The 23864-nt window shown below is 50.5% G+C and carries 19 protein-coding genes and 1 riboswitch; of the genes, 10 read left to right on the forward strand and 9 right to left on the reverse strand.

Going from position 1 to position 23864, the window contains the following annotated elements; genetic code table 11:
• The first annotated feature begins 276 nt into the window (after positions 1-276).
• A complete protein-coding gene (ptsP, locus tag IEX81_RS06150) occupies positions 277-1995 on the forward strand; it encodes a phosphoenolpyruvate--protein phosphotransferase (protein WP_188802199.1) in 1719 nt (572 codons plus the stop codon).
• A 198-nt stretch (positions 1996-2193) separates the two neighbouring features.
• Here the strand turns inward: ptsP and IEX81_RS06155 are convergent, their stop codons facing one another.
• Positions 2194-4215 (reverse strand): penicillin-binding transpeptidase domain-containing protein, encoded by a 2022-nt coding sequence (locus tag IEX81_RS06155; RefSeq protein WP_188802200.1) that lies wholly within the window; start codon positions 4213-4215, stop codon positions 2194-2196.
• Between the two features lie 79 nt (positions 4216-4294).
• Between IEX81_RS06155 and IEX81_RS06160 the strand changes: the two genes are divergently transcribed.
• From IEX81_RS06160 to IEX81_RS06170, 3 genes are all read left to right on the forward strand, one after another.
• Entirely contained in the window at positions 4295-4474 is a 180-nt protein-coding gene (locus IEX81_RS06160) for a hypothetical protein (RefSeq protein WP_188802201.1), read from the forward strand.
• Positions 4475-4500: 26 nt separating this feature from the next.
• Positions 4501-6075 carry a bifunctional metallophosphatase/5'-nucleotidase gene (locus IEX81_RS06165; RefSeq protein ID WP_188802202.1) on the forward strand — a complete coding sequence of 525 codons (1575 nt, stop codon included), beginning with the start codon at positions 4501-4503 and terminating at the stop codon, positions 6073-6075.
• 301 nt (positions 6076-6376) lie between these two features.
• A complete protein-coding gene (locus IEX81_RS06170) occupies positions 6377-7084 on the forward strand; it encodes a uracil-DNA glycosylase (RefSeq protein WP_188802352.1) in 708 nt (235 codons plus the stop codon).
• Positions 7085-7131: 47 nt separating this feature from the next.
• Here IEX81_RS06170 and IEX81_RS06175 read toward each other — a convergent pair whose 3' ends face one another.
• The 7 genes from IEX81_RS06175 to IEX81_RS06205 form a co-directional block, all read right to left on the reverse strand.
• Entirely contained in the window at positions 7132-8274 is a 1143-nt protein-coding gene (locus IEX81_RS06175; RefSeq protein WP_188802203.1) for an ABC transporter permease, read from the reverse strand.
• Between the two features lie 15 nt (positions 8275-8289).
• Positions 8290-9213: an ABC transporter ATP-binding protein gene (locus tag IEX81_RS06180; protein WP_188802204.1), complete on the reverse strand. Its 924-nt coding sequence runs from the start codon at positions 9211-9213 to the stop codon at positions 8290-8292.
• 401 nt (positions 9214-9614) lie between these two features.
• Entirely contained in the window at positions 9615-10157 is a 543-nt protein-coding gene (locus IEX81_RS06185; RefSeq protein ID WP_188802205.1) for a CcdC protein domain-containing protein, read from the reverse strand.
• A gap of 12 nt (positions 10158-10169) precedes the next feature.
• Positions 10170-10907, reverse strand: a complete 738-nt coding sequence (locus IEX81_RS06190; protein WP_188802206.1) for an ABC transporter permease — start codon at positions 10905-10907, stop codon at positions 10170-10172.
• A 1-nt stretch (position 10908) separates the two neighbouring features.
• Positions 10909-11619: an ABC transporter ATP-binding protein gene (locus IEX81_RS06195; protein WP_188802207.1), complete on the reverse strand. Its 711-nt coding sequence runs from the start codon at positions 11617-11619 to the stop codon at positions 10909-10911.
• Between the two features lies 1 nt (position 11620).
• Positions 11621-12019 carry a GntR family transcriptional regulator gene (locus IEX81_RS06200; protein ID WP_188802208.1) on the reverse strand — a complete coding sequence of 133 codons (399 nt, stop codon included), beginning with the start codon at positions 12017-12019 and terminating at the stop codon, positions 11621-11623.
• Positions 12020-12738: 719 nt separating this feature from the next.
• Entirely contained in the window at positions 12739-13986 is a 1248-nt protein-coding gene (locus tag IEX81_RS06205) for an MFS transporter (protein WP_188802209.1), read from the reverse strand.
• Positions 13987-14342: 356 nt separating this feature from the next.
• Here IEX81_RS06205 and IEX81_RS06210 point away from each other — a divergent pair, with 356 nt between their 5' ends.
• The 3 genes from IEX81_RS06210 (at position 14343) to IEX81_RS06220 (ending at position 17817) form a co-directional block, all read left to right on the forward strand.
• Complete coding sequence (locus IEX81_RS06210; RefSeq protein WP_188802210.1) at positions 14343-15116, forward strand: N-acetylmuramoyl-L-alanine amidase; 774 nt, start codon at positions 14343-14345, stop codon at positions 15114-15116.
• A 288-nt stretch (positions 15117-15404) separates the two neighbouring features.
• Positions 15405-16499, forward strand: a complete 1095-nt coding sequence (locus tag IEX81_RS06215) for a branched-chain amino acid aminotransferase (RefSeq protein ID WP_188802211.1) — start codon at positions 15405-15407, stop codon at positions 16497-16499.
• Between the two features lie 157 nt (positions 16500-16656).
• Positions 16657-17817, forward strand: a complete 1161-nt coding sequence (locus IEX81_RS06220; protein ID WP_188802212.1) for an aminotransferase A — start codon at positions 16657-16659, stop codon at positions 17815-17817.
• A 63-nt stretch (positions 17818-17880) separates the two neighbouring features.
• On the opposite strand, the gene IEX81_RS06225 is transcribed toward IEX81_RS06220, so the two are convergent.
• Complete coding sequence (locus IEX81_RS06225) at positions 17881-18348, reverse strand: Hsp20/alpha crystallin family protein (RefSeq protein ID WP_188802213.1); 468 nt, start codon at positions 18346-18348, stop codon at positions 17881-17883.
• Between the two features lie 850 nt (positions 18349-19198).
• Here IEX81_RS06225 and recQ point away from each other — a divergent pair.
• From recQ to IEX81_RS06245, 3 genes are all read left to right on the forward strand, one after another.
• Positions 19199-21016, forward strand: a complete 1818-nt coding sequence (gene recQ, locus IEX81_RS06230) for a DNA helicase RecQ (protein ID WP_188802214.1) — start codon at positions 19199-19201, stop codon at positions 21014-21016.
• Positions 21017-21104: 88 nt separating this feature from the next.
• Positions 21105-21284, forward strand: a riboswitch (Lysine riboswitch).
• Between the two features lie 327 nt (positions 21285-21611).
• Positions 21612-23087, forward strand: coding sequence for an amino acid permease (locus IEX81_RS06240; protein ID WP_188802216.1), 1476 nt, complete (start codon positions 21612-21614; stop codon positions 23085-23087).
• 408 nt (positions 23088-23495) lie between these two features.
• Positions 23496-23825, forward strand: coding sequence for a DUF1516 family protein (locus IEX81_RS06245; RefSeq protein ID WP_188802217.1), 330 nt, complete (start codon positions 23496-23498; stop codon positions 23823-23825).
• The last annotated feature ends 39 nt before the right edge of the window (positions 23826-23864 follow it).

The following is a 23864-nucleotide window of genomic DNA, read 5'->3' on the forward strand; positions in this document are numbered from 1 at the left end:
ATATTTTCCGGCGCAAAAAAACCAAAAATGATCTATGAATAATGAAAAAAAATTTCATGATGGCCAGTGAAACCGGCATTCACGCAAAAGGCTGCGCACAGGCAAAAAGCGGGCCGGCACATTTTACAGCCTGCGGGGGATCAACACGGTTGTTTTTGTAATGTAAGGACATTCAGTATTGCGCTAGGATCGCATGAGTTGCAAACGAATCTAATGAAGAAGCCGTTTCGGAATCGATGAATTTCTAAAACTTGAAAGGCTGGGTGGATCTTAACCATGACAGAAAAGATTAAAGGTATTGCTGCGTCTGCGGGTATTGCCATCGCTAAGACGTTTATTTTGAAAAATCCTGATCTGACTTTCGAAAGAAAAACGGTCGACGACAAAGAGGCTGAGAAGAAGAAGCTTGATGCTGCTCTTGAAGTCTCTAAAAAGGAACTGACGGCGATTAAGGAAACCGCTGAAAAAGAACTGGGAAAAGATAAAGCTGAAGTCTTCGCTGCCCATCTGATGTTTCTCAGCGATCCGGAATTTGTCGGCGCGATCAGCAATAAAATCAATGATGAAAGCCTCAGTGCGGAAGCTGCGCTGGACGATGTATCGAGTTTCTTTATCCAGACTTTCGAGAGTATGAAGGATAATGACTACATGAAAGAAAGGGCGGCAGACGTGCGCGACGTGTCCAAAAGACTGCTGGCCCATCTGCTTGGCGTCTCCTTCACTTCTCCGGCGAGTATCACGGAAGAAACCGTTATTATCGCCGAAGACCTGACTCCTTCAGATACGGCTCAGCTCAATCGCAAATACGTCAAAGGATTCGCCACGGACATCGGCGGTCGCACCTCTCACTCGGCGATCATGTCGCGTTCGATGGAAATTCCGGCCGTTGTCGGAACAAAAACTGTGCTTGAAAAGGCCACGGACGGGCAGTTTGCCATCGTCGACGGCTTGAATGGTGAAGTCATCCTTGACCCGAGCGAGGAGGAAATTAAGGAATATCGCGCGAAGCAAGCCGCCTTCAAAGAACAGCAGGATGAATGGAAAAAACTCGTTAATGAACCGACGAAGACGAAGGACAATGTTCACGTCGTGCTTGGCGCCAACATAGGCAATCCGGGCGATGTGACCGGTGTTGTCAATAACGGCGGCGAAGCGGTCGGTCTGTACCGGACGGAGTTCCTTTATATGGGCCGCGACAAGCTGCCGACTGAAGATGAACAATTTGAAGCGTATAAAGAAGTTCTCGAAAAGATGGAAGGAAAACCAGTCGTCATCCGGACGCTCGATATCGGCGGCGACAAGAAGCTGAAGTATCTGCCGCTTCCTGCGGAGATGAACCCGTTCCTTGGCTTCCGTGCCATCCGTCTCTGCCTGGAACGTCAGGATATTTTCCGCACCCAGCTTCGCGCCCTGCTGAGAGCAAGCGTGTTCGGCAAACTGCAGATTATGTTCCCGATGATCGCGACAATCAATGAGCTTCGTGAAGCCAAGAAAATTCTGTTCGAAGAAAAAGACAAGCTCGTTGCCGCAGGAACCCAAGTTTCCGATGACATTGAGGTTGGTATGATGATGGAGATCCCGGCATCCGCCGTGCTTGCGGACCGTTTCGCTAAAGAAGCCGACTTCTTCAGCATCGGCACGAATGATCTGATTCAATACACGATGGCCGCCGACCGGATGAACGAACATGTTTCGTATCTCTATCAGCCTCTGAACCCGGCGATTCTCCGTCTCGTCAGCCGTGTGATTGACGCGGCGCACAAAGAGGGACACTGGGCCGGCATGTGCGGTGAAATGGCCGGCGATGCCACGGCAATTCCGGTTCTCCTCGCCCTCGGCCTTGATGAGTTCAGCATGAGCGCGACATCGATTCTTCCCGCAAGAACCCAGCTGCTGAAACTGTCCAAGGAAGAGCTCGCGAAACATAAAGAAGCCATCCTGAATCTGGATACAGCTGAAGAAGTGCTGGATTACGTAAAAACCAAAATGAGCTGATCTTAGCCGGTCATATAAGAACAGGCCTGGAATCGTATCTGCGATTCCAGGCCTGTTTTTTCGGTTCATGAACTGAGAAAGCGGTTTTTGGGTGCAAGGACTGCGTGCCGATTGACGCAGAAAGAGGCAGAGTTTCTCAGATCTCTGAAACCAGCAGTCCCGGAGTAAGGTCAGTCCCTTTCCAAACCGGCTTCAGGATTACGGCTTAAGCAGCCGCTGAAACACGTTTCTGACTTTCGGTGTAACCGCGTGGCTGCCGCCCTGGTTCTGGGTATTTTCGACAACCATCGTGACAAGCAGCCGCGGATTATCCGTATTGTAGGCGACAAACCAGCCGTTTTCCCGTCCGGCCTGGCCCTGTTTCATCTTGAACTCGGGCGTTCCGGTTTTTCCGGCAAGCGTGAGACCGTTAATTTGAGCGTCATGCGCGGTACCGGCAGGATTATTGACGACCTGAATAAGATCCTGGTTCAGAAGCTGAGCTGTTGCAGGCAACATCACATTCTTTTTCCACATTTCCGGAGGCACATCAGTCTTGATCAGGCGGGGTTTGATTATGCTTCCGTTATTGACGAATGCGGAGTAGATCAGGGACAGATGCAAGGGATTGACGCTGACCTGTCCCTGGCCGTATCCGGAATTGGCAAGCAGCAGCGGATCATTCAGATTTCCGCTATTTGAGAGTGTTGACGACTGCATCGGATAAGGAATGGGCAGTGTCTCACCGAATCCGAACTTTTTCGCATCAGCCGCGAAGGTCGGGCCGCCGATCTTCAGAGCAGTTTGGGCGAAATAGATATTATCCGACAGGTACAGCGCCTGCTCCAGATTGACACTTGGCGAGCTGTCGAGACGGGTGACATAGAAATTTCCCCATGACTTGTCGTTCTGCCATTTGAGTCCACTGATCGCGACCGATTGCGCCGGGTTAATGGCCTTGTGATCAAGCGCCATGGCGGCCGTGACCGGTTTGAAGACCGAACCCGGAGCAGAGGCGGCGGAGAAGCGGTTTTCCAAAGGTTTCATTGGATCATGGCTCAGTTTCGTATAATCCCCGGCAGAGATGCCAAAGGCAAAACTGTTGGGATCATAAGACGGCGTGCTGACCAGTCCGAGGATATCACCTGTTTTCGGATTAATCGCTGCGGCTGAGCCGGCGCTGTTTTTCATTTCCTGGTAAAGCGCGTCCTGTACGTTCCGGTCAATGGTCAACTGGATGTTCTGCCCATTCTTCGGCGCTGTTTTGGCGATGACACCTGTTTGCTTGCCGGATTTATTAAGCAGAGCGATCGTGGCGCCATCGTGCTGACGGAGCTGATTCTCAAAAAGCTGTTCCAGCCCGGTAAGCCCGATAACGGATGTGTCGCTGTATCCTGCATTTGGATTTTTTTTGAGCTGATCAGCCGTAATCGGACCAACGTAGCCTGTCAGATGCCCGCTGGCCTGGCCGTCCGGATAAACCCGGCTCTGTACGCTCGTCCTGACGACACCGGGCAGCGAAGTCGCCTGTCTGATCAGGCTCACATTTCCGGCATCGACGGTTCTGACCGGAACAAAGCTGTCGGCCTTGACCCATGAAGCGGCCATCGCGTCGCTGATCTGCTGAGCGGGCACACCGAGAATCTGGCTGAGCTTGCTGATTGTCTGGGCCCGCCCGCTTCCTGTTCCCAACTGGCTGGGAACAACGCCGACGCTCGCCGCGGTTCCGTCTATAGCGAGCGGTTGTCCGTTGCGGTCAAGAATTTCACCGCGCTTGCTTGGCACTGTCTCGACATTGACGGTATCTCCTGTCTTTAATCCGGGAAGAATCAACGAAGGCTGCCAGTCCACATACCAGTTTTGCTGGTTATTTCGTGTTTCCTGTGCCATCTGAACAGACTGCGAGAATCTGACAGGCCCTGCGATGGTGGAGATTGTTGCTTTAAAAGGTATGGCATTCTTTTTTTGCTGATCCACTTTCTGAACGGTCGCCGTCATTGTTCCGGCCGAAATACCATTATAGATTCTCTGGTAGCGCGTAACAAACGCTGACTTGCTGATGGTTTTCTGAGAACTTTTCGAAAGAAACCCGTACATTGCTGTAAAATTTTTGTTCTGCCACGCTTTGATATAAGCCTGAAATCTGCTTTCCGCTGTCGGCTGATTGCTTCCGCATCCCGCGAGCATAATCAGCACGGAGACAAACAGAACGGCAAGTGCTGAATAATGTCGAAACCGCATGAGGACACCTCCCTCGTATCTGAAAAAGATATACGATTTTGTAATCCGGGTGCATCGTATCAAAAAAAGGGGTTCGATGATGAAAAACATCTTAATCTATTATAAACGATTGGGAATGGAACAGCATGAATATACATTTTGCAATGTCCGGCGTAGCTGTCAAACGTTCTTCCTCTTGGTTTCCGAAGAAGGAAAAAAAACGAGATTTTTTAATGATCATTTGTCCATTATTGCCGACAGAAACGGCACGACATGGTAGTATGAAAAGAGGACGGAGGCCTGTCAATGGAAACCACGAGACTGGTGATTTTGGAAACGAGTGATGTTCACGGGAGCATCTATCCGATCAGCTATGCGAACAATGAGCCGCGGGATGTCGGCATGGGTAAGATCGCCACTCTGGTACAGAGTGAAAGAAAGGCCTGCCCGAATGTACTCCTCATTGATGACGGCGACATGATTCAGGGGACTCCGCTTCTTTATTACTATGCTCGTTTTGATGAGCGGCGGCCGAATCCTATGGCGGTGCTTGCCAACCAACTGGGGTACGACTGCGCCGTGTTCGGCAATCATGAATTCGACTTTGGCATCAGGGTGCTTGACGGAGCCGTACGGGATTCGGAATTTCCATGGCTTGCGGCCAACATAATTGATCGTATAACCGGGGCACCTTTTTTTGGGAGACCTTATATCTTAAAAACATTTGAAAACAGGCTGCGGGTTGCCGTACTGGGACTGACAACAAAATACACACCGAACTGGGAAAAGCCCGAGAATATTCCAGGGATGCGGTTTGAAGATCCAGTTGAAGCGGCAAAAAAATGGGTACCGATTCTGAAAGAGCGGGAGCGGGCGGATATCATTGTCGTGTCCTATCACGGCGGTTTTGAACGGGATCTTGGGAGCGGTGAAACGGCAGAAACACTGACCGGAGAAAATCAGGGGTATCAGCTGTGCATGGAGGTTCCGGACGTCGATGTCCTGCTGACCGGGCATCAGCACCGTCAGATCAGCGGCTGCAAGGTCAGGGGAGTAACCGTCGTCCAGCCGGGCTGCAACGGAACTTTTCTCGGAAAAGTGACGCTTGACCTGGCCAGGACTGACGGACGCTGGAACATTACCGGGAAAACGTCGGATCTTCTCCCGGTCAGGGCCGTTCCCGAGGACAAAGAGCTGCTCAGGCTGACGGACGGCTATGAAAAAGATACCCAGACCTGGCTGGATAAACCTCTCGGCAGAATTGAAGGCGATATGACCGTCAGCGATCCGATGGAAGTCCGGACGCATGATCATCCGCTGATCGAATTTATCAACAACCTGCAGATGAAGGTTTCAGGAGCGGATATTTCGTCAACGGCCCTGTTTAACAACGAGTCGCCTGGATTCCCGCCGGATGTGTCGATGCGCGATATCGTTGCCAATTACATCTATCCGAACACGCTGAGAGTGATCCGGATCAGCGGACGCGATATACTTGATGCGCTTGAGCGGTCGGCCTCCTATTTCAAACAGTACGGCGGGGGCCCTGTCAAGGACAGCGGCTGCTTTACGACGCCGAAACTTCAGCATTATAATTACGATATGTGGGAAGGCATCGACTATATCATTGACATTTCAAAACCCGAGGGAAGCCGTATCGTCAAGCTGGAGTATCATGGCGAACCCATCAAGATGAATCGGAGCTATGATGTCGTCATGAACAATTACCGTTCAGGGGGCGGCGGTGATTATCTGATGTTCCGCAATAAACCGATTATCAAGGATATCCCGGTCGACGTGTCTGAAATCATAGCCAATGAAATACTCGAAAAAAAGGTGATCCGGGCCGAGGTTAACAATAATTGGAAGCTTATTTACTGAATCGGATCAGAGTAGAACGGCATTGACGGTTTATATTCTACAAATGAGAAAGTACAAAATAAAAGATTAGAAGTGTCTAGTGTAAGAAAAACTAAGGTACAGGCCGTCGTCAAAGACTTAGCTTCGCCGAGTTTTTCCTATGACCCGGGCTATGCTGATTCCGGCAGCCGGTAGACCGGATTCTAGCGAAACGGAAGCTGGTTCCGGCCCGGCAAAGCGGGCCAAATGAAAAAATAAAGGCCCTGATTAAAAAGAATCCTGTACAAATCACGGCCGGACATAAGGAAGAGGTGCGGTATTGTTGACGAAACATATATTAACCAATGACTGGGAGCCGATTCTCGAATCTGAATTTCATAAAGACTATTATTTGAAGCTGAGAGCGTTCCTGAAGCAGGAATATACGACAAAGACGGTTTATCCGGATATGTACGATCTGTTTAATGCGCTGAAGTACACACCGTATGAAAAGGTGAAAGTGGTGATTCTCGGACAGGATCCCTACCATGAACCGGGACAGGCGCACGGACTCAGCTTTTCCGTTAAACCGGGTGTACCGCAGCCTCCATCGCTGCAAAATATTTTCAAGGAGCTCCACGACGATCTCGGCTGCCCGGTTCCGCATCACGGCTGCCTGATCGAATGGGCGCGCCAAGGTGTACTAATGCTCAACACCGTGCTTTCCGTCCGCCGCGGAGCCGCCAACTCTCATAAAGGCATGGGCTGGGAGCAGTTTACCGATGCGGTGATCCGTGATCTGAATGAACGTGAGAAACCGATCGTGTTCATTCTCTGGGGACGCAATGCCCAGGCGAAAGAGGAACTGATCACCAATGATCGCCATTTTATTATCAAATCTTCCCATCCGAGCCCCTTTTCCGCGCGCTACGGGTTCTTCGGGAGCCGGCCCTTTTCACGGGCGAATCGCGACCTCGAATCAGCCGGGGAGGAACCGATAGACTGGCAGATTTCCGTGGAAGAACCTGGCATTCCTTTAGAGACCGAATAAAAAAATCCACCGGAAGATTTTTTCTGGTGGATTTTTCAATGAGAGAATCAGTGTGCCGCCGATCGGACGAATGGTTTGAATCGGATCAGCGCGAGCGCGAGTCCGGCAAGCCCGATCAAAATCAGGATGATGAGATTTTTCCAGATGGACCCGAGTCCGGCTCCACGTATCATCACGTCCTGAAACCCGCTCATCGCCCAATATTGAGGTGTAAAATAACCGATTTTCTGGGCGAACGAAGGCAGCATGTCGCTAGGAAACCAAAGTCCGGCGACAATTGCGCCGCCAAGAGTCAGCAGCTGTGTGACCCCGAGCCCCTGATTCTCGCTGCGCACGATGAGCGCCAGCGCCAGGCCGAGGCCTGTGCCGCAAAGCGCCAGACAAATGACGATCAGTGAAACGGCAAACGGATTGCCTAAGTGAAGGTGGTAGAAGAAGTAACCGCAGGCGAGCAGCACGGTGCATTGAATCAGCACGGAAATGAAAGAGGGAATCCACATGCCGGCCAAGTAACTGAGCGGGTTGAGCGGTGTTCCCTGGATCCTGGCGATCATGCCGGATTCTTTTTCCTGGAAGAAACGGCGCACCATCGAGTTCATAATAAAGAAGACAAACATCACGGTATAGCCGGGAACAATCTGCGACATGAAGTCGAAGCGGCTGCCATTTTCCTCGACCGGCTGAATGCGCAGCGGCGCAGCCAGTGTTCGGCCGATCTGCTGCGGGCTCATTCCCCCTGCCTGAAGCGACTGCGCCAGTTTCTGCTCGCGATACTGAGCGGACATGTTTTGCAGGATGGCCTGGATCGGAGCGGTCGAAGCAGGCTGAGCGGCATCTTTATAAAAATGGATCATCCCTTGACCGTTCCGCAGCCCCTTTTCAAATCCTTTGTCGATCACGACCAGTGAAGAAAGGTTTCCTTTTTTGATTTTTTGTATCTCGGATGAAACGGAGGACCGAGAATCTTCCTTGACCTGAAATCCTTTAAGCTGACCAATCTGCTTGATAAAGGCTTGTGACGCGGCGGAGTGGTCCAGATCCTGTATGTTTACGATCAGTGTAGATGACGCGGTCTGGCTGAAGATGGAACCGAAGACAACGATAAACAGAAGCGGCATGAGGATCAGAAAGAAAAAGTTGCCTTTTTCCTTAATCATCAATTTGAATTCTTTGATCACGATATTTTTCATCATGTCCTCTCCCCTCTAATCTCTGAGGCTGGTTCCTGTCAGTGACAGGAAGACATCTTCAAGAGACGGTTTCACCATTTCAATGGCATTTATTTTCAAGCTTTGATCGGCTTCATTCCGGTCGAGAATGGATCGCATCACGCTGAGCGGCTGGTCTGTTTCCAGAACCCATCCACGGTCACGGGTGTAACTTTTCTTGATTGACGCGAAAGATTCCGGGTGAAAAGGCCTATCGGTCTCCAGATACACAGCCTTTTGGGCAAAATGGTCGAACAGATCCTGCAAATGGCCTTGCGCGATCACTTTCCCCCGATCGATAATGGCGATGTCGTCGCATAGCGCCTCCACTTCTTCCATATAGTGGGTGGAGTAGATAATCGTCACGCCGCTGTCCCTTAGATGACGGATCATGTCGAAAATATGGTTGCGCGACTGAGGGTCGATGCCGACAGTCGGTTCGTCAAGAATCAGCAGTTTCGGCTGGTGCAATAAAGCACAGGCGATATTGATCCGCCGCTTCATCCCTCCTGAAAAAGTTTTGACGGGGTCATTCGCCCGGTCAAGCAGCCCCGTTTCGCGCAGCACTTCATCCATGCGCGTTTTCAGCAGACCGCCTTTTATTCCGTAAAGGCCGCCGAAGAATTTGAGATTGTCTGTCGCACTTAATTTATCATACAGCGTGATCTCTTGGGGGACATAACCGACCTGTCTCTGGACAGCCTGCCGCTGCCTGACTGCATCAAGCCCGAAAACGCGGACACTGCCGCCGTCCGCGGGAAGAATCCCGGTCAGAATTTTCATGGCTGTTGATTTGCCGGCCCCGTTTGGTCCGAGAAGTCCGAAACAAGATCCTTTTCGAATGGAGAAAGTGACGTCGTCCAGCGCGGCTTTTGAACCGAACTGTTTTTTTAGCTGATGAATATCGACTACAGTTTCCATTTTTTGACCTCCTGGATTAAAGGTGTTGAATAATTAATTAATACTTAATTAATCGTTGGTGATGCAATGTTCGGATGTTGTCTGATCGGCCGATGAAATTTCGTTTATTTGGAAGCAGCTCTGAATCATGGCAGAGTTGCTCTGAATCGGGGAAAAGCAGCGTTCCTCTGAAGCAAATCGTCCCGAGAGAAGAGTTAATCGCCCAAAGCAGGCGAACAATCGTCTCAAAAATGTCAGGAATCGTCCTATTTAATAGGTGAATCACCCTATTTAGGTGGCGAATCGCCCCGTCCGGAGTTAATTGTTCTAAGTCATCGAATCATTGTCTCAAAAATGTCAGTAATCGCCATTTTCAGTCAGAGACAGCCTCAACTATTTTAAATAGCTGGGTGCCATGTTGATCAAAAATCGGTTTTTTCAGGCGACTGCAGCAGTTGTTTCTGCTTGCGGAGCAGGATTAAATAGTACACAACATAATAGGCGAACATGATCAGGAGAAGTCCAGCCGTCCAGGAATTGCCGATCGCAGCATTCATGTTTTGCAGGCTGCCCGATTGTTGAGCCTGAGGGCTGTTTAACGGGCCGCCTGAGTAGAGTCCGATAAAACGGTAGAGAAGGCGGCCAAGGAAAATGACGCTCACGATGCTGCCGATCCAGATATTCGGAAGGTAGTACCAGTGATGATCGCGCCGCTCAAAACGCGTGATGGCTGAGCTGTAATAAGCAAGGCCGACTCCGATACAGAGTCCGATGACGTCCGAAATTAGACTGATCGGGTGAACGGCGCCTGAAGCAAGAAAAATCAATCCGATAATAATGAAAATAACCGTGCGTGTGATCAGCCTTTTTCGCAGTAAAACCTGCCAGCCAATATTTCGGCGGACACGCCTGAAGATTGTGAAAAGAATAAGGGCTATAAGAACAATCCAGCCATATTGATGCATACATTTTCTCCTTTACAAATCCAGTTTTTTCTCGAGCAGCCACGCAGTAAGCACAAGTAGCAGCCAGCTTATCGTCCAGCTGATAAGGACGGTCAGGATCATGGTAAATGATAATTGAATGGATGGGTCAGGCCGTATCCATCCCAGTGAACCGCCTATACTCCAGCCTAGGCTCCAGATGATCCAGAACAGCGGGATGGCCGGGCGCCACTTCGTCTGGGCGAGTGTGCCATAAAGGAGACCAAAAGCGATCGCCAGAGGAAAAGAGCATATATCAAGAAAGAAAAACCAAAGGCCTGACTCGGCAAAACTTCCAAAATCTTTTAATGACAGACTCGCACTGATCAATGCCGCATAGCCTCCGAACAGGAGAATCAGAACATAGACGGCAAGCGCGATCAGGATGCTCATCATGAAACTGGCGGCAAACTTTGCCGAAATCAGTGTCTGCCGGGAACAGGGCAGGGTCAGCCACCATCCGACGGTTTCTCCCCTCCACTCCCGTACGATTCTCGAAATAGTGAGTCCGAATATTGCCCAGGGCAGGCCAAAAAACACGTACCAAATATAGTTCAGCTGTATTTTGTAGGATAAAGAGAAATAAGTCGTTAAAACCAGGGTAATCATCAGGAAGAACAGAAGATAAGTGAGGCGCCACTGCCTGTTCATCCATTGCCGCCTTCTGCCGCGTTTGCGGTAGAATTCATGCCTGACCAGCGGAACGAAAACAGATTTAAGACCCGGCTGCATTTTATTTTTCCCCCTCGCGATAGAGTTTTCTTGACAGGGCGTCGATCGAGCCGTATTGGCCGCGCAGCGATTCCGCGTCGCCGGACAGCGCCACGCGGCCCTGATCCAAAAAGACAACACGGTCGAACAGGCCTTCAGCTTCGTAGATTTCATGCGTGCTGATCAGCAGTGTCTGTTGTTTTTCACTGAGCGCATCAATCAGAACGTCCATGATGTGTTCACGCGAACTGCCGTCAATTCCGGAAAACGGTTCGTCCAGAATGACCAGCGGCACGCGGCGAGCCATGCATAAAATCAGCATCAGCCGTGCTTCCTGACCCTTCGACATCTCGCCGGCTTTTAAATCCATGGGAAGACGCATGATGTCTCTGAGTCGGGCGGCTTCCTCCGAGTCGAAGCCGGGAAGAAAACGGGCGCCCCATTCGATGCTTTGTTTCGTCGTGTAATCGCCATACCAGCGCGCGCGATCAGGCAGATAAGCAATTTCGGCATTGGTGCGCCATCCCGGCTCTTTTCCGAGCACCTCGAGATGTCCGTCGTCGGGCTGGACAAGGCCGACGATCATCCGGAAAAAAGTCGATTTCCCGGCGCCGTTCGCACCGAGCATACCCAGAACCCGGCCCTTTTCAACATTTAGCGTCAGATTTTCGACAGCCGTCTTGCCGCCGTAGCGTTTTGTGAGTCCCTTTGCGGAAATAATCTGCTCGGACATTTTACCGTTCCCCTTTCTTCTCCCGGGTCGTAGTCAGAAAGGACTGGATTTCCGTCCACCTGAAACCGAGACTATGCATTTTATCTAAAAACTGATCGCTGTAGTCAAAAGCGAGCCGTTCTTTAAAGTGCCTGATCTGTGTCACCGACTCCGTGACAAATGTGCCCTGGCCGCGCCTTTTCTCCGTAAGTCCATCCCGCTCAAGCTCCTGATACGCATGCATGACGGTGTTCGGGTTGATTTTCAGCTCATGCGCCATTTCTCTAACAGAAGGAATTTTCTCTCCCACGTCAATCGCTCCTCTGGCAATTAAACTTCGCATTTGCGCGAGTATCTGTTCGTAGAGAGGCTGGCTGAAATCAAGCGTAAGCCGGAGCGAGCCAACCTTCCGCTCATCCATGGAACAACCTCCATTCGGATTAGTGTGTTTTATATGTTTCAAGTGTATTATACCATATGATACACTTGGAGCAAGGGGTACTTCACCATATATAAAAAAACTTGGCTCAGCTAAGCCTTCGCGCTGGCTGAGCCTGAGTTGCGGGGGCCGGGACGTGATTTTTATACCATAATCCTAAAAAATTTACTGATTGTACCGTCTCCTCATGTTAGATCTCAGTTGATTAACAAACTAATGAAAAAGTGAGGTAGATTTTCTTCATTCGGAGACCAATGAAACTATTTAATCGTCAGCTTAACAGTCGGAAGCCGTTGTCCAGCTGTTCACAGGCGCACACAGCTGAACAATCAACAGTAAAGAGCAGAGAATCTACAGTAATGGGTTGAGAATCTACAGTAAAGAGCGGAGAATCTACAGTAACGCTCAAAGAATCAACAGTAAACGGCCTGAAATCAATAAGTGCGAATAGTCAGAACTCGGATCGGGCTTTTTACGCTGCGAACCGCCGAAATTCAGGGGAGCAGGACGATAATCTTTAGTTTTCGATTCGCTATTAATCATTTAGGACGTATATTGCTGACTGAAATGAGTAATTGGGATAATCATAAAAAAATTTTGTACTTTCTTTCTTACAGTGCACCCGGCAGCAGCCCTTGATAGCCCACTGCTTCCTAATAGTACAAAAAAAGATGCCTCATTTGGCATCTCTTTCACTGCTTTTACGATTTATTAAACCTTGACCTCCGGGGAGAAAAAGCTAATTTCGCACGCGTCTTTTTCAAAAGTTTATGTAAAATACGGGGGCCGCCTCCGCGAGCCTGATCGATCACAAGTAGAAAGAACAGATAAGCGGCGGCGATACCGACGATTGACCATAATGTTGCGGTCATGCCGGCATGGTCGATGGAGTAGCCGGTAAATGCGGGGAAAATCGCTGCCCCGAGGCCGGAGAGACCAGATATGACCGGCGTGACCAGGTGCGCGCTGTGCGGTATCGAATAGTTCGCATAGACGAGCGTAATCGAATAGATGCCGGACATCATCAGCCCGAGTGTTGCGACAAAAAAGTACCCCATCAGCGGGTTCTTCAGGATGATAAAAAGGACCAGTGAAAGAAGTGCTCCGGAAATATTGATCAGCAGATAAGTACTGTAGGTGATTCTGCGTATGATCAGCCCGGTTGCTGCCCGGCCGATGACCATCGCCGCCCAAAAAACGCCGATGCTGATGGACGCATAATAAGCTACCATATCTAAATAGTTCATAAAAATCGATGACATAAAGTTGTTCAGGCTGCCTTCAAGCCCTCCGTACAAAAAGACGATCAGGGCAAACAGCCCAAGCATTTTCCATTTCTGGCCCGGTTGAAGCGGCCCGGATTCTGCCTGACCTGAGGCGTCCAGCGCTTCCGACGGCGCGACATCTTTTTTCGAAAAGGTGATCCGTGTCCATACGAAAGCCAGAATAAGCGCAAGCACGGCTGTAGTGACGAACAGGTAGCGCCATACGTTCAGGGCTATGAACAGGCTGGCCATAATAGGCATAGTGAACGCGCCGAGACCGAATGATACTTCGAGATAGCTCATAGCGACGGCCTGCCTGCCGATAAAGACTTCAATAATCATTGTTGCGACAACGACTCCGATTGCAGCGGAGCCCATGCTGTTCACGAAATAGAGCGCCATGAACAGCGGGAAGGGAGGGAGAAGCAGAATGCCGAACTGTGCCCCCGCGATAATCAGGGTCGAGAATGTCAGCAAGGGTTTCGGCTGGAATCTGTTATTCAGATAGGATGAGACCAGCACCCCGGCCAGAAAGCCCATGGCACCGATAAAAATCAGCTGCCCGCCGATCGTGTATGAGACTTTGTAGTATGTCAGCAGCTGAGGCAGCACAGAGCCTATGGAAATAGCGGTCAGTCCGGTAAGAAAATACAAGGCGCATGACGCAAATGTAAATTGACGCATAAGACTCTTCCTCCCAGGCGGATCAAAGATTCATAAAAATGAAGAAAAATAAAGAAGACACGAAGAACATCCGCCTTGTTCACACGCCCCTTCAATCGCAACTCAGTACATTGTAGCAGGATTGCCCGCCCGATTAAAGAGATTTGCCGGACATTTTTCCAAATTGTTTCCGAAGTCATGCATGGGCAGAAAAGAGGAGGTTCTATGTTCGGATTTTATGCGGAAACGCATGTACAGTGAAAACGCCCTTTTTTTTAAAAATCGGGGTACAGAGTGATATAGATGTACAAGCAAAAACGGCCCTTTTTAATAAAATGAAAGAAAAATCCTATTAAGGTTTGAGAGGACTTGGTCTGATGACATTCAAACTCTATCTGGATCCAGGACACGGCGGCAAGGATCGTGGGACTTCCGCTTACGGATTAACGGAAAAACAGGTGACGCTTTTGATCGCCGACCGAATTCGGGAAATCATGGAGCAGGAGTATGCAGATGTCGATGTAAGGATGAGCAGGGCAAAGGACACCGCGGTTCCGCGGGAGGAGCGGACGCGCATGGCCAATTTGTGGAACGCCGATTTCTTTCTCGGCATCCACGTCAATGCAGGAGATGGAACAGGCTTTGAAGACTGTATTTATACGAAAGCGGAAAACAGAACGGAAGAGTATCGGTCAGCGATTCATCCGGAGATCATCAAAGCGACGGGCCTGACAGACAGGGGAAAAAAGAAGTCGGATTTTTATGAATTAAGGGAGAGCAGGATGCCGGCCATGATGACAAAAAACGGCTTCATTGAAACCCGGGCGGATAATGAGAAACTCCGCTCCGAGATGTTCATTGAGAAGATTGCGCGCGGTCACGTGAACGGCATTGCCGCGGCGTTCGGACTGAAAAAGAAACCGACTGTTCAGTCTCGTTCTGATCAGACGGGGCGCTTCTTGATCAGAGTCAGAGCCAAGGATCTCTATTATTATGATCGGCCCGACTGGTCGGCTAAGGATGGTCTTGTGCATAAAGGACAAGTGTTTGCTGTTGTCCGGACGCTGACGGTCAACAGATCGAAAATGTACGCGCTGAAAAACGGAAACTTCTTGACGGCAAATGAAAATTACGTAGAAAAAATTTTATAAAGGCAACGTTTCCGCGATTTGGTCAACAAAACGGGGAAAAAGATCGGCATTCAGGTGAGGTAGAAAATAGAGACACGTGGTTGCGGCCGCCCGAAACCCGCCTGTCAATTACAGGCAGAGAATCTGTTTCGGATTGAAGCCCCGGTAGAGTAACCGGGCATTTTTATTTGTACATAAAAATCTTCTGCTCAGTGCTTCTGACCCGCATGCATAAAGAGATATAGCGATTTTCGTCCCGTATTGATATAATCAAGCTAAAACAAGATCTATTTGGGAGGAAACAAAATCATGGGGCAGCAGATCGCGTTTCATAAGGCGGATCAGTTGAAAGTCAAGCCGGATCCGGAGCATCTCGGTTTCGGAAGGCATTTTACGGATTACATGCTTGAGATGGACTATTCGGTGGATGACGGCTGGCACGACGCGCGTATTGTTCCCTACGGGCCGATTACGCTTCAGCCTGCTGCGACGGTCTTTCACTACGGCCAGGAAGTTTTCGAAGGGATGAAGGCCTATCGTGCCGAAGACGGACGCATCCTGCTTTTTCGGCCGGAAATGAACATGAGGCGAATGAACCAATCGTGTGCCCGCCTGAATATTCCTGCGATCGATGAGGCGTTCGTGACTGAAGCGATTATGAAACTTGTCGATATCGAAAAAGACTGGATTCCTTCGAAACCCGGGCAGTCCCTTTACATTCGTCCGTTTATCATCGGCACCGAGTCGTTTCTCGGCGTCCATCCTGCCGAATCGTATAAATTAATCGTTATTTTGTCGCCTGTCGGTGCCTATTTCGGCGATACGGTTAACCCTGTCAAGATTTATGTGGAAGACGAATATGTGCGTGCAGTGAGAGGCGGAATCGGATTTGCCAAGACGGGCGGGAACTATGCGGCAAGCCTGAAGGCGCAGTCGAAAGCCGAGGAACTTGGCTTCGATCAAGTGCTGTGGCTTGATGGTGTGGAGCACAAATATGTTGAGGAAGTCGGCAGCATGAACATATTCTTTAAAGTTGATGGCGAAGTCTGGACTCCTGCTCTGAACGGCAGCATCCTCCCGGGTGTGACGCGCGACTCGGTCATCAGGCTGCTGCAGCATTGGGGTGTTCCTGTAAAAGAGAAAAAAATTTCAGTTAAAAAACTGTTCAAAAAAGCGGAAAAACAAAAACTGGAAGAAGTCTTCGGAACCGGAACGGCGGCCGTGATCTCGCCGGTTGGCTTTCTAAAGTGGGAGGATCGCCTCATCAGAGTCGGAAACGGCGAAATCGGGCCGCTTTCCAAGAAGCTTTACGAGACGCTGACCGGAATCCAGACCGGCCGTCTGGAAGACGAGCTGGGCTGGATGCAGGAAGTAAGCAGCGAAGAAACGGCTGTGGCAGACTGACCGATAAGCCGGAGAAGAGCCTTGCTCTTTTTGCATATAAAGAAAAGGTGAGCCTGCCCCCGAGAGCAGGTTTCGCCAAATTTTCTTTATTCGGTATAAGAAGCGGCGACCGATGAACGGCAGGGCAGTATGACACGCCCCCGAAGGGATGAGAGATGTGGAAAAAAGGGTAAACAGACGTGTCCGCTCGATTCAGATCAGCGGAATCCGTCGTTTTTTTAATAAAGTAAAAGACTATCCGGGGGCGGTTTCACTGACGATCGGTCAACCTGATTTTCCGACGCCGGAGCATGTCAAGGAGGCCGGGAAGGCAGCGATTGATCATAATCATACGGCCTACACGGCGAATGCCGGGCTTCCCGAGTTGCGCCAGGCCGTTTCCGGATACGTCGCTGAAAAATACGGGCTTCACTATGACCCGGAAACGGAAATCATCACTACAGTCGGTGCGAGCGAGGCGATCGATCTTTCCTTCCGGACAATCCTCGAGGAAGGTGACGAAGTCATTCTGCCCGGGCCGGCCTATCCGGGTTATGCAGCGCCGATCAGGCTCGCCGGCGGCGTTCCCATCTATATTGATACGACCGAAACCGGCTTCAAAATGACCGCAGATCAGATTGCCGGGCAGCTGAACGAACGGACGAAGGCGGTTATTTTGCCGTATCCGTCTAATCCGACAGGATGTGTGCTGTCCGCCGGTGAACTGGCCGCCATTGCAGATCTGCTGAGGGGTCGGAACATTTTTGTTGTCTCCGATGAAATTTACAGTGAACTGACGTATGGGCAGGAGCACGTTTCAATCGCTTCTTTCCCGGGGATGAAGGCTGTCACTCTTGTTATCAACGGGCTGTCGAAATCGCACGCGATGACAGGCTGGCGAATGGGGTACGTGCTCGCTGACCAGCCGATCGCCGACCAGCTGATTAAGGTTCATCAATACGGGATTTCCTGTATCACCAGCATCACACAGTACGCGGCAATCGAAGCGCTGACCGCCGGCAAAAACGACGCGGAGCCGATGAGAAGGGCCTATAAAGAGCGCCTGAACTACGTGATTGGCCGGCTCGAGGACATGGGCATCGAGGTTGTCCGTCCGTCAGGCGCGTTTTACGTCTTCCCGTCAATCAAAAAGTTCGGTATGACGTCCGAAGACTTCGCGCTGTGCCTGCTTGACAAGGAGCGGCTTGCGGCGGTGCCGGGTAGCGCCTTTTCTTCATACGGCGAAGGGTATCTTCGCCTGTCCTACGCCTATTCGATGGACGTGCTCAGGGAAGGTCTCGACCGGCTTGAGCGGTTTGTCAGCGGACTGAACGCATAATGAGCGGCTACCGAGAAAAAGAATAATTATTCCGTAAAAAAGAGGAGCGAACCGCTCCTCTTTTTAGTCAATCGTCAGTGTGTCAATGACTTTCGGATATTTAGGGCCGTGAATTTTCAGTATCCCGTTTAAAAATGAGGCGTGGGTGCGCGACCGGTCTATGGTATAGGGCAGAACGACAAGACGTTCGGCCCGTTCGAACCGTCTTTCATGTGTATGAATATCTTTTTCCTCATTTTTCGTTTCCATCGAAACATCGTTTTCCACCGCAATTCTGAGCCGGTCACTGAGCAGTTCAATATGAATACTTTCCTGTCTCACACCCGGCAGTTCGGCCTCGACAATCCATTCGTCCTTGGATTCGTACAGGCGGACGGGAAATCCGCCGGAAAAAAGCGAATGGTTCTCGAAGAAGTCGTCAATCGATTTTAAAATGCCGCGAAAAGGATCCTGCTGAAAAAAAGTGTCGATTTCATTCATCAGGTTTCGTCTCATCGGCGGTCTGGGATCCTGATGATTTTTTTCATCCATAATCGATTCTCCTTTCGTAAAGCCAATCTACTTCAGCATATGAGAAAACATGCAAATGGTTCGGACGGATAGGCGGACGTTTTGATTGAATTTCTGAGGAATTAGGCTGAATTTTTTCTGTTTCGCTGAACTCTATTCTGCTTTTTTGTTTACTGAATGTACCGTCTCCTTATGTTAGATTTCAGCTGAATTAACAAACCAATGAAAAAATGAGGCGGATTTTCTTTATTCGGTGACCAATGAAACCATTTAATCATCATCTTAACAGTCGGAAGCCGTTATCCGTCTGTTCACAGGTGCACACAGCTGGGCCATCAACAGTAAAGAGCAGAGAATCTACAGTAATGGGTTGAGAATCGACAGTAAAGAGCGAAGAATCTTCAGTAACGCTCAAAAAATCAACAGTAAACGGCCTGAAATCAATAAGTGTGAAAAGTCAGAACTCGGCTCGGGCTTTTTGCGCTGCGAATGGCCGAAATTCAGGGGGGGGGGAGCAGGACGAGAATCTTAAGTTGTCGATTCGCTGTTAATCATTCAGGACGTATTTTGCTGACTGAAATGAGCACGGGGATCATCATATTTTGTTTTTTATTCAGATGTCCGCCTGATTCAGTTTTTCTCCGGCGCCGTTCCTGTCCGTTGTCCCACTGCACACATAAGTCATGGACACGCAAAGCAGTGCTCCTTCAAAAACGAAACAAAGCAGCTGAAATAATGAGAGTGAATCCAGGTGACGGGAAAACGTGTGTCCGTTCAAGGAACGGAACTTGTCCAGATCATGCGGATCCTGTGATAAAATGAAACTAGTATTTTTCCCGGCCGGAGAAGGCCGCAAAAGGTGGTTTCGTTGATGCAGGATGCTGCTCACAGGGTGCTGAAACAATATTTCGGTTATGACGAATTTCGCAAGGGTCAGGGAGAGATCATCTCGTGTCTGTTATCCGGCAAAGACACGGTCGGGATCATGCCGACGGGAGGCGGGAAATCGCTCTGCTACCAGATACCGTCGCTGCTTCTTCCAGGAACGACGCTGGTGATTTCGCCGCTGATCTCGCTGATGAAGGATCAGGTTGATGCTCTGGCAAACGCGGGGATTCCGGCGACGTTTATTAACAGCTCGCTTTCCTTTAGTGACGGAAAAAAGCGGCTGATTCAGGCAGCCGGCGGACGGTACAAACTGGTGTATGTGGCTCCGGAGCGCCTTGAAGTTCCGGATTTCCTGCAGGCGCTGGAAAGGATGGACGTCTCGCTTGTCGCCGTGGATGAAGCCCATTGTATTTCACAATGGGGTCATGATTTTCGGCCGAGCTATCGGCTCATCGCGGATATGATCGCCCGTTTTCCGCGGAAACCTGCCGTCGCTGCTCTGACGGCGACGGCGACGCCGCGTGTCACGGACGATATCTGCCGGCTGCTCCATATTCCGCAGACAAGCGTCGTTGTGACCGGATTTGCACGTGACAACCTCAAATTTCAGGTGATCCGCGGCCAGAATTCAGACACTTATTTGAATGATTATCTGAAAAAGAATCGTGATCAGCCGGGCATTATTTATGCCGCGACACGCAAAGAGGTGGACCGGCTCTGCGACAGGCTGAGGAAAGACGGATTTGCGGCGGGAAAGTATCATGCTGGCCTTTCCGAGTCGGAACGTGCGGACAGTCAAGAGCGCTTTCTCTATGACGATTTATCGGTACTTGTGGCGACGAACGCTTTTGGCATGGGCATCAATAAGTCGAACGTCCGGTACGTCATCCATTACAATATGCCCCGCAATATTGAAGCCTATTACCAGGAAGCGGGCAGGGCGGGACGCGACGGTGAAAAGAGCGACTGCATCCTGCTGTTTTCTCCTCAGGATATCCGGCTTCAGAAATTTTTTATCGAACAATCGGAAATGGACGATACGCTGAAAAATGAGGAATACCATAAGCTGGAACAGATGATCGGCTACTGCCATACGGAGTCCTGCCTGCAGGCCTATATTCTGCGTTACTTTGGGGAACAGAATCCTGAGCCGTGCCGGCACTGCGGCAACTGCCTCGATACCCGCGAGAAAGCGGACGTCACGGAGGCGGCGCAGAAAGTGCTCTCCTGTGTCAGACGGCTGCGCGAGCGTTACGGCAAAACGATGGTAGCCAAGGTGCTTGCCGGGGCGGCCGATCAGAAGATCATTCAATTTAAACTAGACAGCCTGCCGACTTACGGCATTATGAAAGATCAAACGCAGCGGCGGATCGGCGAATTTATCGATTTCCTGACCGCCGAGCAGTATCTCGCCCAGCAGGGCGGCGCCTACCCGACGCTGATGCTGACTGCCCGGTCAGTTCCGGTACTTAAAGGCGAGGCGCGCGTACTTAAAAAAGGCGCAGTGCGTGCGGCGCAGCTTGAAGTCCATAATGAATTGTTCGAACGTCTGAAAAAAGTGCGGAAGGAACTCGCCCAGAAAGAGTACGTACCGCCTTATATCATCTTTTCCGATCAGTCGCTTCGCGAGATGAGCGCAGTGCTCCCTTCAGAGGACCGCGAGTTTTTGATGATAAAAGGAGTGGGGCAGCAAAAGCTGGAAAAATACGGGCGGGCGTTCATGGAAACGATAGCGGAATACGAGGCGGAACAGATGGCAGAGAAGGGCGGGAAGGAGGCGCTCAGTCCCCGGGACAAGTGAATACCCGGGATACAACGATTGCAAAAAGAGTTTATAGCAGGTAAAATGAAGCCTGTTGGCATTCAAGACCGATCTCCTCGTATCGTCAAGAGGAGGTAGAGGTTGCGGTGTTTAAGATTAGCGCATTGGAGGCAAAAGGAGGCCGTCGAACATGCGTGAAAGGAAACATCGCCGAAGTGCGCCCGGTTCCTTGCCGGGCGTGCTGGGACCGCTTCCGAACAGGGACGGGACTGTCACATGGAAATCCATGTGATGTGCTATCGATGGAAGACATGGGTGGAGAAAGTAAGAGATGGACCGTATGGAAACATGTCGGTCTCTCGAACAGTCACACGGTTTGAGTGTATGTTGAAAAAGGTGCCGGACGGGCAGCGGCAAGGTTGTGAAAGATTCTTTTCAGGAACCGCGCCGACGTTTCCGCAATGGATTTGCGGGCCTTAAAAACCCGCGCCGGACAGGTTCGGTGTGGATCAGGCCGCTTTTTTAACAGTCTCCTATGTATGATAAGTCTCGTCCGCCCCAGGCATGATATGCTTCCGGCGGTTTTTTATTTTCTTCACCGGTCTCCCGAAAACGAGAAAAGGGAGAGAGAAAGATGCAGCAGGAATTACAGCAAGAGAGAAAAGTACAGGAAGAGCGCACGTTAAAACGCGGACTCCAATCGCGCCATCTGACGATGATTGCGCTCGGCGGCGCGATTGGAACAGGGCTGTTTCTGGCAAGCGGCAACTCGATCTATTCGGCGGGACCGGGCGGAGCACTGCTTGCTTACGGCGTCATCGGCATCATGGTCTATTTCCTGATGACCAGCCTCGGCGAGCTCGCCGCGTTCATGCCAACAAGCGGCTCGTTCAGCACCTATGCGGCGAGGTTCGTCGACCCGTCGTTCGGCTTTGCGCTCGGCTGGAACTACTGGTACAACTGGGCGGTCACGATTGCAAGCGAACTGTCCGCTGCAACAGTGATCATGAAGTTCTGGTTTCCGGACAGCCCGTCCATGCTCTGGAGCGGCCTGTTTCTGCTCGTTATATTTTTACTGAATGCATTGTCTGTCAAAGGGTATGGTGAGTCGGAATATTGGTTCGCTTTTATCAAAGTCGCGACAGTCATTGTTTTTATCATCATCGGCGTCCTGATGATCATCGGGATCATTGGCGGCGGCGTGCCAGGGTTCCACAATTTTACGATCGGCGACGCGCCTTTCCACGGTGGCTTCCTGGCCGCTTTCGGTGTTTTTCTGGCGGCCGGCTATTCATTTCAGGGTACGGAGCTGCTTGGTGTCAGTGCAGGTGAAAGCACGCACCCGGAGAAAAATGTACCGAAAGCGATGAAAACGATATTCTGGCGGATCTTGCTGTTCTATATTTTCGCGATCTTTGTCATCAGCATGATCATTCCTTATACAAATCATAACTTGTCGATTACCGACACGGTGATGGTCAGTCCGTTTACACTTGTGTTTCAGAAGGCCGGGCTTGCGGTCGCGGCTTCCGTCATGAACGCCGTAATTCTGACCGCGGTGCTTTCGGCCGGGAACTCCGGGCTGTACGCCTCGACGCGGATCCTTTATGCGCTCGCGAAAAAGGGCAAAGCACCGAGATTCCTCGGTTTTGTAACGAAAAACGGCATTCCCATCTGGTCGCTGTTGATTACTGCGGCATTCGGGTTTCTTGCTTTTCTCGCGTCTGGTTTTGGCGACGGCGTCGTTTACAACTGGCTGCTCAGCGCTTCGGGCATGTGCGGCTTCATTGCCTGGCTCGGCATCGCCGTCAGCCACTGGCGCTTTCGCCGGGCTTATATCGCTCAGGGGGGAAAACTTGAAAATCTGCCCTATCGCGCCAAATGGTTTCCGTTCGGGCCGCTGTTTGCCTTCGCGGTCTGCATGGTCGTTGTCATTGGGCAGAGCTTCAGCGCCTTTTCCAGCGGAAAGATCGATTGGGGCAGCCTGATCGCGGCTTACATCGGCATTCCTGTCTTTCTTGCCGTCTGGTTGATTGCCAAATGGAAGATGAAGGCGAAACTGATTCCGCTTGAAAAGTGCGATATTTCACGACGGCACTATGCTGAGTAAACAGGCAAGCGTGATAAAATCCAATAAAACAAATGACGATAAAATCGGGATGGACACACCATCCCGATTTACTTTTTGAGAGATTCAATCAGGGCGCTGCTCGTTTCCAGTGCCATTAAGGAGAATGAGTGGGGTGCCGATTCCAGATCATTTTTCAAATGATGAAATGTTTGGGGACTGTTGCATAGGTTTCAGGAAGCGGAATTTGTACCAGCAGCGCATCATCCCGTTGAATCATTGCCTTCATCATAACTGCGAAGCCCATTTCAGCCCTGACGCAGTGCAGCCTGCGGGATTCCACAGGGCGCAACCTGTGACGTTTGAGCGCTTTCCATGATAAACTGGACAGAGGAACAGAGAAGAGTGCTCTGCTTTTTTAGTAGGAGAAAACAATAGGAGGAAATGTGAATGTTTAACATCTTGCTACATACACATAGCGGCATGTGGGGAATCATGGTGCTGCTGTTTATTCTCAGTTTCGCCTTCTATCGGCAGCGCGGATGGAACATGGGCCTGCGGCTCGCCTATCTTGTGATGCTCGTGACCGGTGTATGGATGCTTGCGCTGAAGGGTTTTCCATGGCTGTTTATTCTAAAAGGGATTCTCGCACTGATCTTGATCGGCATGATGGAGATGACGCTTGGCAGACGCAGGAGAAAAGAACCCACTTTCTTTATGTGGATCCTGATTATCGTCATTTTGGCTGTTATTCTGCTGATTGGCTATGAGGTTCTTTAAAAAAGGATTGCAGTGAACAAGGGCCGGGGAAAGTTTCCC

The sequence above is a fragment of the Sporolactobacillus putidus genome (assembly GCF_014647035.1).
Classification (GTDB): Bacteria; Bacillota; Bacilli; order Bacillales; family Sporolactobacillaceae; genus Sporolactobacillus; species Sporolactobacillus putidus.